The organism is Rhodococcus sp. P4_C10, assembly GCF_056402135.1.
The window spans coordinates 41,566-54,399 of the sequence record NZ_JBFUHZ010000019.1 but is presented as its reverse complement, the minus strand read 5'-3'; the positions used below and the strand labels follow the sequence as shown (position 1 = coordinate 54,399).

14 protein-coding genes are annotated in these 12,834 nt (G+C 68.5%); all 14 read right to left on the bottom strand.

The window, feature by feature from the left end; translation table 11 throughout:
• On the bottom strand, window positions 1–768 hold a 768-nt coding region (locus tag AC1DWC_RS15420; RefSeq protein ID WP_477909371.1), incomplete at its 3' end, for a hypothetical protein.
• Window positions 765–1,004: a hypothetical protein gene (locus AC1DWC_RS15415; protein ID WP_477909369.1), complete on the bottom strand. Its 240-nt coding sequence runs from the start codon at window positions 1,002–1,004 to the stop codon at window positions 765–767. The genes AC1DWC_RS15415 and AC1DWC_RS15420, both read right to left, overlap by 4 nt.
• On the bottom strand, window positions 1,001–1,714 hold the full coding sequence (locus AC1DWC_RS15410; RefSeq protein WP_477909367.1) for a hypothetical protein: 714 nt from the start codon (window positions 1,712–1,714) through the stop codon (window positions 1,001–1,003). The genes AC1DWC_RS15415 and AC1DWC_RS15410 overlap by 4 nt, the downstream gene beginning before the upstream one ends.
• Window positions 1,715–1,720: 6 nt before the next feature.
• The gene (locus AC1DWC_RS15405; protein ID WP_477909365.1) at window positions 1,721–2,095 is read right to left on the bottom strand and encodes a hypothetical protein; all 375 of its coding nucleotides are present in this window, start codon (window positions 2,093–2,095) and stop codon (window positions 1,721–1,723) included.
• A 4-nt stretch (window positions 2,096–2,099) separates the two neighbouring features.
• Window positions 2,100–2,480 (bottom strand): hypothetical protein, encoded by a 381-nt coding sequence (locus AC1DWC_RS15400; RefSeq protein ID WP_477909363.1) that lies wholly within the window; start codon window positions 2,478–2,480, stop codon window positions 2,100–2,102.
• Window positions 2,477–3,874 carry a C39 family peptidase gene (locus AC1DWC_RS15395; RefSeq protein ID WP_477909361.1) on the bottom strand — a complete coding sequence of 466 codons (1,398 nt, stop codon included), beginning with the start codon at window positions 3,872–3,874 and terminating at the stop codon, window positions 2,477–2,479. Before AC1DWC_RS15395 ends, AC1DWC_RS15400 begins: the two co-directional genes overlap by 4 nt.
• On the bottom strand, window positions 3,871–4,281 hold the full coding sequence (locus AC1DWC_RS15390) for a phage gene 29 protein family protein (RefSeq protein WP_477909359.1): 411 nt from the start codon (window positions 4,279–4,281) through the stop codon (window positions 3,871–3,873). Before AC1DWC_RS15390 ends, AC1DWC_RS15395 begins: the two co-directional genes overlap by 4 nt.
• On the bottom strand, window positions 4,281–5,969 hold the full coding sequence (locus tag AC1DWC_RS15385; protein WP_477909357.1) for a Gp37-like protein: 1,689 nt from the start codon (window positions 5,967–5,969) through the stop codon (window positions 4,281–4,283). Before AC1DWC_RS15385 ends, AC1DWC_RS15390 begins: the two co-directional genes overlap by 1 nt.
• The gene (locus AC1DWC_RS15380) at window positions 5,966–6,889 is read right to left on the bottom strand and encodes a hypothetical protein (protein WP_477909355.1); all 924 of its coding nucleotides are present in this window, start codon (window positions 6,887–6,889) and stop codon (window positions 5,966–5,968) included. Before AC1DWC_RS15380 ends, AC1DWC_RS15385 begins: the two co-directional genes overlap by 4 nt.
• 3 nt (window positions 6,890–6,892) lie before the next feature.
• Complete coding sequence (locus tag AC1DWC_RS15375; RefSeq protein ID WP_477909353.1) at window positions 6,893–10,708, bottom strand: phage tail tape measure protein; 3,816 nt, start codon at window positions 10,706–10,708, stop codon at window positions 6,893–6,895.
• A gap of 10 nt (window positions 10,709–10,718) precedes the next feature.
• Entirely contained in the window at window positions 10,719–11,120 is a 402-nt protein-coding gene (locus tag AC1DWC_RS15370; protein WP_477909351.1) for a hypothetical protein, read from the bottom strand.
• The gene (locus AC1DWC_RS15365) at window positions 11,117–11,662 is read right to left on the bottom strand and encodes a hypothetical protein (RefSeq protein WP_477909349.1); all 546 of its coding nucleotides are present in this window, start codon (window positions 11,660–11,662) and stop codon (window positions 11,117–11,119) included. The genes AC1DWC_RS15370 and AC1DWC_RS15365 overlap by 4 nt, the downstream gene beginning before the upstream one ends.
• Window positions 11,652–11,945, bottom strand: a complete 294-nt coding sequence (locus AC1DWC_RS15360) for a hypothetical protein (RefSeq protein ID WP_477909347.1) — start codon at window positions 11,943–11,945, stop codon at window positions 11,652–11,654. Before AC1DWC_RS15360 ends, AC1DWC_RS15365 begins: the two co-directional genes overlap by 11 nt.
• A 76-nt stretch (window positions 11,946–12,021) precedes the next feature.
• Entirely contained in the window at window positions 12,022–12,834 is an 813-nt protein-coding gene (locus AC1DWC_RS15355; protein ID WP_477909345.1) for an Ig domain-containing protein, read from the bottom strand.

Below are 12,834 nucleotides of genomic sequence, written 5' to 3'. Positions count from 1 at the left end.
GCGGTGGCCGGCGGCCGCATCGCGCGCCGTGTAGGCGTCCGTGCGCGCGGTCTCGGCGAGATCCTGCGCGGCCTCGGCGCCGGCCCGCGCCGCGGCGGCAGCAGACTGGGCTGTCTCGGCGGCGAGCCGGTCCGTGTGCGCTGCGGCCGCGTCCTGCGACGCCTGGGTCAGCGCCGGAACCGTGACGGGAGGCAGTGCCGTGGAGTCGGACAGGCCGAACAGCAGCTTGTTGCCCTGCACCGCGATGGTGGCGAGCGAGAGCCCCTGCAGCCCACGGAACGCGGCGCCGTCACCCTCGGCCGGCCACCCATTGCCGGACCAGACGTAGAGCAGGCCGTCGCCGTTGTTGACGTACGCCTTGCCCGCGTCCGCCGGGCCGAGGGTGATCGCAGCGAGCTCGGCGTAGTTCGCCACCGTCCCAGCGAGATTCACACCTGCACCGACGTCACCGCGGTCGCCCTTGACGATGACCTTGTGCTCGGAGATGACGATCTCCTCGAGATCGAACAGTCGGTGTGTTCCGGCGGCGGGAATCATCACGTCGTAGATGCCGAACCAGCCCTCGGCCGCGACCTCGACGCGCGCCGGGCCCGGGTCGAGCTCCGGCGACGTCACGACGCCGGCGACCGCCCGCACCACGATCGGCGTCGGGGTGATCACGCCGTCGCCCACCGAGTTCTCCCGGATCGGCACACCACAGAAAGAGACGGTGACATCGCTGTCGGGTGTGAGCCCGAGCGTGGCGAAGTTCTCGGTGATGATGGTCATTGAACCTCCCAGGTTTCGCCGCGATCCTCGGCGGCTTCCTTGTTCACGAGATCTCGCCAGTACGGGTCCTCGAGCGCGCGCTCGCGAGCCGCAGCATTGCGTAGCGCGGCGATCAGCGGCGCCGGGTCGGCGTCGGGGTCGCCCGACACGGCAATGAGCGCGACGGCAAGCTCCTCGATCTCGGCGTCAGCCATTTCTGAGGCGTCGAAGGTCATCGAAAATGGGTCGAGGATCATGATTTCTCCGTGCTTCGTTTGTCGACCGACATGCCGTTCCACACGCTGCCGCCGCGGATACCTCGACCGAACGCGGCATTTGCCCACAGCTCGACGTAGTACCCCGGGTCGGGGACGGTGAACGGCACATGGACCGTCAGGGTCTCCCGCTCTCCGGTGACCGCTTCCGCGATCCGCTGGAAATGCAGGGTCCCGTTCGGTGCGTAGACCCTGATCTGCACGTTGAAGTACGTCGAGCCGAGGGTGGTGTACCCCTCAAACGACAACTGCCCGTCGGCAATCCAGAGCCCTCTGCTGGCCAGGTAGATCGAGCCGTTCACGATCGTGGCCCCGACGAGCGCGCCGATCTGGCGATCGACCGGGATGCGGATGTCGCCGGCGATCGCGGGCGACTGGCCGCCGTCCGAGTACGAGTGGCCGTAGCCGATGACGCCTTCGAGCTTCTGCGTCTTGCTCTGCAGGGTCGAGATGTCTTCCTGCTTCGCCTGCGCCCACTGTCCGATTCCGGCGAAGTGGCCGTTGGGGTTGAAGATGCCGAGCAGCGCGTTGGTGATGCTTCCGACGAACGCGGCGATCGGGTTGACCTTCACCTGGATGCGTCCGCGCTGCTCGGCCTCGTACTCCGACTGCTGCTTGTTGGACCACGCCGCGATACCGCCGAGACCGTTGAGAGTGCCATCCGGGGTGCGTTCTGGGAGAGAGGAAGCCATCGGCGATCACACCTCCTTGCCCACCGTCGCTGCGAGAAGCTGACGGCGCGTTTCCAGCAGCTCAGCCCGAATGAATGTCATGTCTTCCTCGTGCTGGGTGCGCATCGCGGCGATCTCCTGCGAGTGCCGATCATCGGCCTTCTGTCGCTCCTCGCGCGACTCCTCGAGCTGGGTGCGCAGCAGCTCCACCTCGCCGAGCAACTGTCCGTACGCGCGGGTGTCGCGACCGGTTGCCCACCGCCACGCGGGGACGACCGTTGCCCGGGCGGACGGAATCGCGAACCGCGCGAGGAGCAGGACTGCGACCAGGACGCCGACGGCGATCACGACGGGGTGGTGCAGCGACTCCGACGGGATGCCGATCTCTGCGTCGTCCGCCATGCGCCTACCGCCCCAGCCGCTGTTCGAGCCCGGCACGAGCCCGGTCGACGGCCGCGCCGCCAGCCAGGACGGCCTGATCGAAGGCGGCGGCCCCGGCGTTGATCACCTGACCGACCGGCGGCAGCGTGTGCCCCCGGGCGGCGTAGGCGTCGAGCGCATCCGTGATCACCTGCACGCCGTCACGCGAGATTTGCGCCGGCCGCGGCGAGATGTTCGAGGCGGCGAGTCCGCCGGTCGCGACGGCGAGGAGACTCGCCACCGCGGTCGCGATGTTGGCACTCGTGCCGGGGTCGATCACCCCAGCCGTGACGAGCACCAGCAGCACCGCCCCGACGACCGGGTTGACGACGTAGATCCACTTGCGGGCAGTCGGGGACGTGATCACTTCGCGCCTCCGATCTTGTTCTCCAGTTCGGCGATCCGCTGCTCGTTCTCCGCGGCGATCCGGTGCGCGTGGAAGGCGTGGTAGTCCGCGGTCCGCGCGTAGGTCGGCGAGTCGAACTCGCCGCGCGGCTGGCCGCCGAGGAACTCGTCCTCGACGAGCGACGGCCGGCGGCCACAGATCGCGTCGTACAGCTCGCGCTGCTGATCTTCGGTCAGTGCCATCAGGAACCCCTCCTCGGGGAGTAGCGCGGCACCCATGTCGAGGCACCGCTGGTAGCGGGTACTGCGGTCTGCGATGCCGTTCGTGCCACCGTTGATCGCGCGCGTTGCGCCGTCGAGGTTGCGGGCATCGGAGAGCGCATTGAGTTGCGGCCGGGCGACGGTCCAGTACCAGACCGGCCCGAGGAATCCGTACCGGTCGGATGCGAGCTCGTCGGGCCGATCGACGAAGAACGTCGGCGTCGGCACGAGTCCGCGGCCGTGCGCCCATCGTGAGCACTCGGTGTAGTTGTGGCGGCCGGTCACCTGGATCGGACCGCGGCCCTTGAACCGCCGACCGTCGCCCGGCTGGACGTTGCCGAGATCGGCGCGGCCCTCGTACCCAGAGCCGTCGGCGATCTCCTCCATGTACCGGAGGCCGGCCGACTCGTGGCCGAGCTGCGCACACCACATCGCCGCGCGTTCCACCGTGGTGCACCCGGCCTCGCGCATCGCCGCGGTGAACCCGGGCAGCAGCGCGGCGTACCGCTCGAGTGAGACGCCACCCCCCATCGCCTGCGCCAGGGCTCGGGCATCCATGCCGCGCGGCGGCGGGGGAGGCGGCGGCGCGGGCGCCGGGTCTACGTCGGCGTACGCGTACCCCTTCGGCGGGATCAGCGTGCACAGCTGGTCGAAGCTCATCCAGTACCCGAACGGCGGGAACCCGGAGTCGGCGATCCACACCGCGCGCCCGACCGGGCCCGCATCGTCGTAGCCCATCACCGTGAAGTAGTGGTAGACGTCGCCGCCACCGTACGCGGGCGAGATCGTCGACGGCGCCACCGCGCGCGGATAGTTCGACGGCGGTGCAACAACGTTCGCGATGACGCCCCACCCGGCATCGATCGACCGGACGAGGTCGCGCCACAGCCGCTCGCACTGCTCACCGGTCGGCGGGTCGTTCGGCATCGCCACCGACGTGTACCGGGCATCGGGCACGCGGGCGTCGAGGACCCGCTCGATCAGCCCGACGAAGTCGGTGCCGTTCCAAGTGGTGCCGATCTCGCGGGCGAGCTGCGCCTCGTCGACATGGATGCCGCGCGAGTTCAGCACCACCTGCGCCGACGCGGGCCCGCACCAGTAGCTCGTCTCCTGGCCGACGATTGTGCGGTCGTAGGGCAGTCGCTTCTGCGTCACTGGGCGTCTCCTCCGCTCTGCATGGATTCCTCGGCGCGGATCGTGTCGAGCGCCTGGTCGAGTTGGGATCGCAGTTCCTGCGGCATCTTCCGGACGAGGTCGACGGCTTCGATGCGCGGCGGGTCCGGCTCGTCGATCGGTACCCACTTGGCGTTGCCGGTCATCCAGTGCGCCTCGGTCTGCGGCAGCCGCAGTTTCAGAGTCGGCTCGGCCATGTGCCCGCAGTTGTCGCACTTCAGTCGGGCCCCGAGGTCGTGCAGACGCTTCGAGACGAGGCGGTAGTACGCGAACGGCAGCATCGCCAGCGCCCCCTTGAGTTCGGGCCAGCTGACGCACATCCACCAGAACATCTGCTCCGGGTCGTCGAGGTCGCAGTTCTCGCGCTGCGGAATGTCGTCGGGTTCCATCAGAACACCCCCGCTTCCTTGAGGTCGGACTTGGTTTTGTCGATGTGGCGCATGAGCCGGACGAGCGGATCCTGTTGCAGCCGTTCGCCGCCGAGCACGATCTCGTACTCGGGGAACTTGTCGGGGTCCCACTCGAGGACGGTCTTCGACACCCGCTCGACGTGGACTCGCCGGGTCAGGTCGCCGGGGATCCGGGTCACGACCCGGTCACCCTTGTCGAAGTGCCCGACGCCGGGTGCGCCGACGACGTACGGCGCGGCGTTGGTGATCTCCATCGCGCCGGAGAAGATCGTCCGCGTCTCGTACGCGCCGGCGCGCAGCACCATCAGCGAGTCGAGCGTGTACGCCTTCCCGGCGCTGGCGATGAAGTACTCGAAGTACCGGAAGTCGCCGGAGACCTGTGCGCGCTGGAACAGCTTCACCGCGATCCAGGCGAGGATGGTGTCTTCGTAGAACGGCTTGAGCAGGGCGTCGATCGAGCCGCCGACCGAGCCGACCTGCAGCGCGTTGCCGACGATGTCGAAGATGCCTTGCACCAGGGCCGACTGGGTCTCATTGACCCCCGGCATCGAGTGACCACCGGTGACGAGCTGCACCGCGGTGGCCGGCCGCTGCTTGAAGCTCGAGCGCCGCACGCCCGGACTGTCGGGCGGGTAGTAGACGTACGGCACCCGCGCGTCGGTCAGGCGCTTGCCCGGCACCCGGTAGTCGGCGACCACCGGCATGTCGGTGATCTGCTCCTCGAGGTTCTCGACGAAGTCCTCGGTGTACTGCCGCACGGTGCGGATCAGGCCGTCGAAGAGCGTGCCGCCGTTCGAGGTTCCGGCCTCGACGCCGGACTTGTCCTCGATCCACACGACGAGCGCGCCGTGCCGGACCTTCGCCCCGGGCCACGGCGGCGGGTCGCCGGTGAACCAGCGCCGCCACCGCAGCGACAGTTCGGCGTCCTCGAGGATCGACTGCGCGGCCTCGTGCCAGTACTTGAACCGTGACGTGAGGATCGCCCACGGCACGCCCTTGGCCATCCACTCCATGAAGCTGGTCGGCTTCACGACGACGGTCCAGTTGGCCATGTTGTTGCCCGACCACCACGCCGAGGGATTCAGCGGGTCGTCGGGGAACGTGAGCAGTGAGGAGTTCTCGCGGACGAGGTTGATGTGCAGCGCGGTGAGGCACACCCACGGCGCCGGGCCCGCGAGTCCGAACACCTTGATCGGCTGGAACCCGGCCGGCATCACCGGCGTGGCCCACAGCAGCTTCGTCTTGAGCTGCTGGAAATCCGACAGGAACGTCGCGGTCAGCTCCGAGTAGCCGAGCTCGTCGGTGTCGACCGACACCTCTTCCATGAGGCCGGACCACCGGTTGCCCATGTAGTCCATCGAGACGAGGACGTTGCGCTTCTCGCCGCGCTTGATGCGGCCGTACATGTCGTTGAGCCACTGCGCCTGCGGCAGCGAGAAGTCCATCTTCAGCGTGGCGGTCCCGGTGTCGTTGTCCGGGTCCTCCCACCGCGCCCGGTTCTCGCACTCGACGATGTGCACGAGATCGGCGTTGCCGCCCGTCCACAGACGGACCAGCGGCGGGACGCGGCGCAGCCGCTCGAGGTCCTGGTGCGCGCGCTCGGTGGCCTCCATGATCGCCGCGCACTGCTCGGCGAGGCTCAGGTTGAAGTCGACGGCGGCGGTCAAATCAGCTCACCTCCCCACGGTTTCGGCCACAGCCGCGGCTGATGGAGTTCGGCCCGGGCGCCACCAGACGGCGCTCCGGTGTAGGAGATCGGCAGCAACGTCTTCGGCGTGTACGGCGGGATCTTGTGCATGAAGAAGTTCCGGCCGCCGTTCTCGCCGAGAAGGTTCACGCCCGACCAGGATTCGAGCATCAGCCGCATCGGGTCGTAGTTGACCCGAGCCCCTGCGTGCACGGAGCTGATCGGTAGCAGCGGGATGACCCGGTTGCCGAACTCGCCGCCCGGCACCCGCTTGCCCTTCGGCCCGATCCACGACGGATCGGGGATGTTCCACTGGGCCCGCGTCAGCGTCCAGCACTGGAGCATCGTCAGCGGCGACGGGTTCGACACCTGGATGTGTCCAGACGCCGACGTGGTTTTGCCCTCGAAGAATGTGATCTTCTCGCGGCCCTCCCAGAACGGCATCCCGGCCCGGACCTTGTAGATCGGGTTCTCGTACTGCTCGTCATCCATCGTCGGGTCGAACTCGGGGTCGAAATCCGTGTCGTCGTACCGCTGGATGAACAGCCGGCGGATGTCCCGCTTCGAGCTGACGACCAGCCGCGCGAGCTGCTCGTTCGGGTCCCACTCATCCGGGGTGTCGGTGATCATCTGGTCGAGCAGGCTGTCGAGCCACTCGATCCCGTACGGGGTGTCGTCGCCGAACAGGTGCATCCCCAGCGCGAGGTCGCGCCACGCGAAGTTGCGGCCCTTGAAGCTGCCGCCGCGCTGCCGAGCGGCGCGCCGCCAGTCACCCAGGATCGGCGCACCGTAGATCCCCTTGACCTGGCCGGCCGCCAGGATGACACCCTGACGGCCGGCGTTACGTCCTGCGAGGTCGAGCCTCTTGCCGTTGGCTCCGAGGAGCGCAATGTCAACCACGCCTCAACCTCCGTATCGCAGAATGGCGATGCTGTCCCGCTCCGCCTGATCTCGTTGCCACGACGCCTGATCCGCGATCGTCTGGCTGTTGTAGTTGTTCACCACCACCCGCGGCCCGCCGCCGCCGACGCCCGCTCCGACGAGCTCGTCGACCTTGTCGACATTCGCCTCGGCGACCTTCCAGTGCGCGTCCTTGAGGACGTACTCGGGTTCGGTCAGGCCGTTGAACCCGAAGGTGCCCGGCTCCCAGACGCCGCCGGTGTCGAACAGTCCCGTGCTGTCGACGAGGGCCTGGCCGCGACTCATCTGCTGCGCGTAGCGATCTGGGAACGCGGACCGCTGCACGGACTGGGCGACGGCGCCGGGGTCCATCGACTCCCAGCCGGACGGGAACTGCTCGAAGAACATCAGCGCCGACTCGAACGGAGTCATCCGCTGAGCGACCGTGCCCCACGCACCGTTGTTTCGCTGCTGGAACAACCCGACCGAGTCGTAGTCCGAACCGACCGCATCGTGCGGGAAGTTCAGCGACTCGGGCACAGAGTTGTTCGCCCACATCTTCAGCGGGTCGCCCGCCTCGACGAGTGCGGTCGCCTCGCCGATCACTGCGGCCGCCTCGCCGAGGCCCTTCTCGTTCGCCGCACGGGCGATCTCGTAGGCGTACAGGTCGGCTCCGGCACGGTCGCCCGGGCCGCGATCCTGCACGGTGCTCGGGTCGATCGCCGACTCGGCCACTGACGCCGGGAGGTCAGCGCCCGGCGTCGACGGCGGGGCCATCGACGGCGCGCCGGATCCCGGCGTGGTCACCGTGCTGGTGCTCGTCTTCGTGTCCGCCTTGATCGTGTAGCGGTCGGCCAGGTCGAGATATTCGCCGAGCCCGAAGATCTCCAGCGACGAATCTGCCCACACACCGGCCACGTCGGTGAACATCGACTTCCAGCGATCACGCGCCGAGAACGTCTGCTCGAGCTCGCTGGTCGGCGTCGTGGTCGACGTCGTGGTTGTGGTCGGTCCGGTGCTGTCGGGACCGGACGGCCCCCAGTCCGGTACGGGCCCGGTCGGCGCCGAGTCCATCCGGACAACCTCCGGTGCCAGCGGCGCCGGCGCGGCCGGCGGCTCGTCCATTGCCGCGTGCACGTGGTGGGTATGATCTCCCGCGCCCGCGTAGAACGAGCCGGGCACGACCTGGCCATCCTTGATCTGCCGATCAAATCGAGGGTCGTCGTAGATCAGTTCCCGCAGCTGGTTCTGGTAGTGGTCGGCGAGGAAGTTCGCGAACCCGAGCTGGTCGTCCGTGTTGCCCGAACCGTTCGAGAAGTCCGCGGCCTTCCCCGCGCCGTGGTAGTCATTCGCGCCGGGGCGGAAGCCATCGGTGAGCTGGAGCGCCGGGAAGGTCCTGCTCGCGAGATCAGCGAGGCCGCCGACGACGCCGCCATCCTTCAGCCCGGTGAGCTGCCCAGCGTTGAGTGCTGCCACGATCGCGGCACCGCCGTTGCTCATCACGTCCTCGCGGACGATGCCCTCGCCGTCGGCCACCCGGACTATCGGGATGCCGGCGGCGTTGACGCCGACGATGCTGTCCGAGCGGCCATCGCCCGGACCCCACAGCTGACCGTCGCCGGTGCGCCCGGCGATGGTGCCGCCGTCACGCAGCAGCGGCAGATCCGGGGTGTCGAGGGAGAGTTGGATGCGCTTGTTGATGACCGGGATCGTGAAGTCGAAGCTGAGCCGGAAGTTGTTCCAGCGCTGGATGACCCAGTTCAGCGCCGACTTGAAGGCGTTGGTGATACCGTCCCACATTCCCGAGGCGGCGGAGCTGATCCGGCCCGGCAGCCCGGTGACGTATCCGACGAGGTCGTTGAACTTGCCGACGACCCAGTCCTTCGCCTCGCCCGCCTTGGTGCCGATCCAGCCCAGCGCGGCCCCGAAGGCGTCGATGCCCGTCGAGACGGCGCCCCACATCCAGTCCCAGCCAGCCTTGATCGCATTCCAGGCTTCGGTGACGATCTTCTGCCCGACCTCGGTCTGGGTGAAGAACCAGACGAGCCCGCCCACGAGGGCGGTGACGGCTGCGATGACGAGGCCGATCGGGTTCGCGGTCAGTGCCGCGTTGAGCAGCCACTGCGCAGCGGTCGCTGCCACGGTCGCGATCCGGGCCGCGCCTTGCGCGATTGCGTATCCGGTCAGCGCCAGGGTGTTACCCGCGAGCGACGCCGCCCCCGCGCCGGTGGCCGCGGCGGCTACACCCTGCGCGACGGCATAGCCCGCGATCCCGATCTTGGCCGCAACGAACCCAGCGGCCAGGACACCGACCGCGACACCCATCGCCTGGGTGGCGCCCTGGTTGTCGACCATCCACTGCGCGATCGAGCCGAGGGCATCGGTCAGCCCGCCCTGGATGGTGTTCTTGAGCTCCGTCATCGCGTGGTTGGGACCGGAGTTCAGGGTATCGGCGGATTGTTGCGCCGAGCCTGCGAAGCCCGCCATGCGGTCCTCGGCGCCGGTGAGGCTCTCAAGGAACAGCGGGATCTGGTCGACCGACAGGTCCTCGAGCGGCGTGCCGAACAATGCGATCGCCGCGTTTGCTTGATCAGCCGGCATCTCGATTTCGAGGAGCGCCTTGGCGGTGTCCTGCAGCGCGATCTGGGCATCCTGGCCACCCATCGCGACCATGTTCGACATATCCTGCGCGTCCAGCCCGATCGACTTGTACGCATCGGCCGACGCCTTCGACATATCGGAGCCACGAATCGTGAACTCCTTCAGGGCATCCCCGGTCTTGTCGAGGGCGAACTTGCCCTTGTCGGCCGCGGAAGCAAGGAGGTTGAACGACTCCTGCCCGTCGAACCCGAGGGCTCGGAAGTTCGTCCCATACTCATTGAGAATCTCGGGCAGCTCGTCACGCATCGCCGCCGGCACCCGCTGGAACGAGGCTGTCATCAGGTCGAACGCCTCGGTCGAATCCTTCGCGAGACCATTCGTCACGAGCTGCGACGCGGTCTGCACGGACTCGTTGACGTCGGTATCGAAGATCTTCGAGAAGCTCAGCGCCGACGCCGAGATCTGGTCGATCGACTTCTCGCCCTCGGACCCCGCCGTGACGAAGGAGGTCGCGACGACCGAGACCGCGTCTGCGGCCTCGTCCATCGAACCGGTCAGGCCCTGCTTCCAGAGGCTGCCGGCCATGTCGCCGTACTGCGCTGCGAGGTCACCGGTGGCGCCGAGCTGCGCCGCCAGCTTCGACTCGACGTCCATGTTGTCCATGGCCTGCATGCCGAGGCCGATCGCACCGCCGATCCCGGCCGCCGCGATCGCGAATTTCCCCAGGTCGTCAACGCCGCCCTTGATCTTGTCGCCGAGCCCGTCGAGGGCGCCGCCCCACCTACGCGTCGACTCCTCGCCCTCGTCGGCCGCGTTGGCAGCACGGGCGCGGGCCGCAGTGAGGTCGTTGACGGCCTGGACTCTGGCCCCGGCGGCCCGATCCGAGTTGCGCTGCGCAGTCGCGAGCCGCTCCTCGGCCGCCGCGAGCTGGGAGGCCGACATGTTGCTCTTGTCCCGGAGCTCCTCCAGCTTGGCCTCGGCGATCCGGACCTTGCCGGCAGCGTCGGCCTCCTTGTCCCGCGCTGCGGCGAGCTTCCCGGACGCCTTGCTGACGGCAGCCTGTGCGGCCTCGAGCCCCGAGGCCATGCCCTCGCCGGCCGCGCGCCCGGCAGCCTGCCCCGCCTGCCGGGCGGGGCCGGCGAGCTCGCTCGTCATCGTGCCCGCGACACCACGCATCGACGGGATGACCTGCAGTGTTGCCCAGCCGATAGTTTCCACAGGCCGCCTCCTATTCGGTTGTGTCGAGCTCCCGGGCCCGTCGTGCCTTGGCCCGCTCGAACGCGCTTCGCTTCGACTTGTGGCTGCGCGCGGTCTGGCGCTTGACCATCTCCGTGCGTCGCGGATGCTTGACTCGTGGCTTTCGGCCGCGGCCCGCGTTGGCCTTCTGCTCCCACAGGTCCGCGATCAGGTGTTCGGTGATCGACCAGGGCTGCGTGCCGCCGTTGTCGGCGATCGCGAGAGCGGACGTGGCCGGCAGGTACTGGATCAGGACGTACAGCAGGCGCAGCGTCAGCTGCGCGGTACCCCCGCCCGGCCGCCACAGATCACGGAGGTCGACCCGATGGAAGCGGCGCAGGTCCGCCTCGATCGGGTCGCCCTTCGTGCGCAGCAGGTCGAGCAGGCCAATCATTTTCCCGGGGTGCCGATCCCGACCGCGTCGGTGAAGAGGTTCATCACCTCGAGCGCGGCCTGCGCCGGAGCCTTGCCCTCGGCCTGGGCTCGTGCGGCGAACCAGCCGAACCGGGCGTCGCCGAGGAGTCCCTTGACCATCATGAGGGGGCTCTTCTGGATCGCACCGATCTGCCAGTCCCAGGAGTCGAACAGGTCGGACTGTTCGATCCGGATCTCCTCGCCCCACAGGGTGAGGACGATCGTCGATCCGCCCGAGGCCGCCTCGGCCACGCGGGCATCTCGCTTCGCGGGATGGTCCCGGGGCTCGGGTGCGTTCGCGGGGATCTCCTTGGCTTTCCCCTTGCCGCGGTGCTTCTTTCGTCGTTCGGCCCGGTTCGGGTGCGAGCTGTCGGCGATGGTGAGAAGGTGGTCGACCGCAGCGCCAACCGCGGCGGGGGCATCGACGTGGGCGATCAGTCGGCGAGCGGCCTCGATGTCTTCGGCGGTCGGCTCGTCGGTCGTGTCGTCGTCGAACGAGTCGAAGTCGTCGTCAGAGGGCATGTGCAGCTCCTTGGGTCGTGCGCCAGACGTCGGGCGCGATTGCCGCGACGACGAGGTCGGCGGCGTGGTCGGGGATGCCTGCGGCGAGCAGGCCGGCATGTGTGGCAGAGATCAGCTCGGCGAAGTCGGCTGCCGACTCCGCAGCCGCGGCCTCGTGGGCGTCGATCTGTGGTGCGAGTTGGGCCGCTTTCGCGACCTTCGCCCGGTCTCGCGGCGTGACCGCAGGCATGCCGAGACGCGCAGCGACCGAGGTGATCTCGGCGTCGGATGGAACGCGGGGCATTGCGCCTCCTGTGCAGCTGGTGTGCAGCAGTGGTGACCGGCCGCCCSCGGGCTGCACTCCGCGGGCGGCCGGGGCATCAGGTGGCGGTGACCGTGACCGTGATCGACTTGGTTGCCTCGACCGCCGGCGTGGCCGAGTCGGTCACCTTGAAGGTGATGCTCGGGGTGCCGGCCGCGGTCGGCGTACCGGAGAGGACGCCGTCGGTCGCGAGCGTCAGGCCGGTGGGCAGGGTGCCCGTCTTGGTCCACGTCTTGGCCCCGGTGCCGCCGGACGCGGTCAGCGTCTGCGAGTACGGGGTTCCGACGACGCCGGCGGGCAGCGTCGACGTGGTGATCGCCAGTTCGCCCTCGGTCTCGACGCGGATGAACACGTCGCCGTTCGAGTCGTTCGCGTGGTGGCAGGTCATCTCGTACGACTCCTGCCCGGCCTCGGTCTTGCCGCTGTGCGAGGACAGTTCGAGCAGCGCGGACCGGGTCGTGACGAGGATGTCGACGTAGCCCTCGTCCTCGAATCGGTAGAGCACGTAGAACCGCAGGCCCTTCGGTGCGCCGATGCGCTTCGGCCCTGAGCCGGGAAGGACGAACTTCCGGGTGACGGCGTTGTCCTCGAACGCGGTGAACCCGGTCGTGACCGATCCGCGGCGCGCCTTGGACCGGTACCGCGGGTGATTGAATCCGTCGTAGTGGATGATCTCGAGCTCGGTCGAGATCGGCACACCGGCGTCCGCGTCCTGCAGGCCGATGAACAGCCACTTGGGGTCGATCGGGTCGTCGACGTTGGCAGGCACCAGGGCCTCGATGTCACCGCCCGGGACGTCGGTCGCGGCGATGACGTACGTCTCGGCCCCGTCCCAAATTCTGGTGGCGTCGGCATTGACTTGAGCGGTCAT

Coding starts and splice junctions, on each gene's coding strand:
- AC1DWC_RS15355 (WP_477909345.1), bottom strand. CDS start 12,834: ATGACCGCTCAAGTCAATGCCGACGCCACCAGAATTTGGGACGGGGCC.
- AC1DWC_RS15370 (WP_477909351.1), bottom strand. CDS start 11,120: ATGATTGGCCTGCTCGACCTGCTGCGCACGAAGGGCGACCCGATCGAG.
- AC1DWC_RS15365 (WP_477909349.1), bottom strand. CDS start 11,662: ATGCCCTCTGACGACGACTTCGACTCGTTCGACGACGACACGACCGAC.
- AC1DWC_RS15410 (WP_477909367.1), bottom strand. CDS start 1,714: ATGGCTTCCTCTCTCCCAGAACGCACCCCGGATGGCACTCTCAACGGT.
- AC1DWC_RS15415 (WP_477909369.1), bottom strand. CDS start 1,004: ATGATCCTCGACCCATTTTCGATGACCTTCGACGCCTCAGAAATGGCT.
- AC1DWC_RS15390 (WP_477909359.1), bottom strand. CDS start 4,281: ATGGAACCCGACGACATTCCGCAGCGCGAGAACTGCGACCTCGACGAC.
- AC1DWC_RS15360 (WP_477909347.1), bottom strand. CDS start 11,945: ATGCCCCGCGTTCCATCCGACGCCGAGATCACCTCGGTCGCTGCGCGT.
- AC1DWC_RS15405 (WP_477909365.1), bottom strand. CDS start 2,095: ATGGCGGACGACGCAGAGATCGGCATCCCGTCGGAGTCGCTGCACCAC.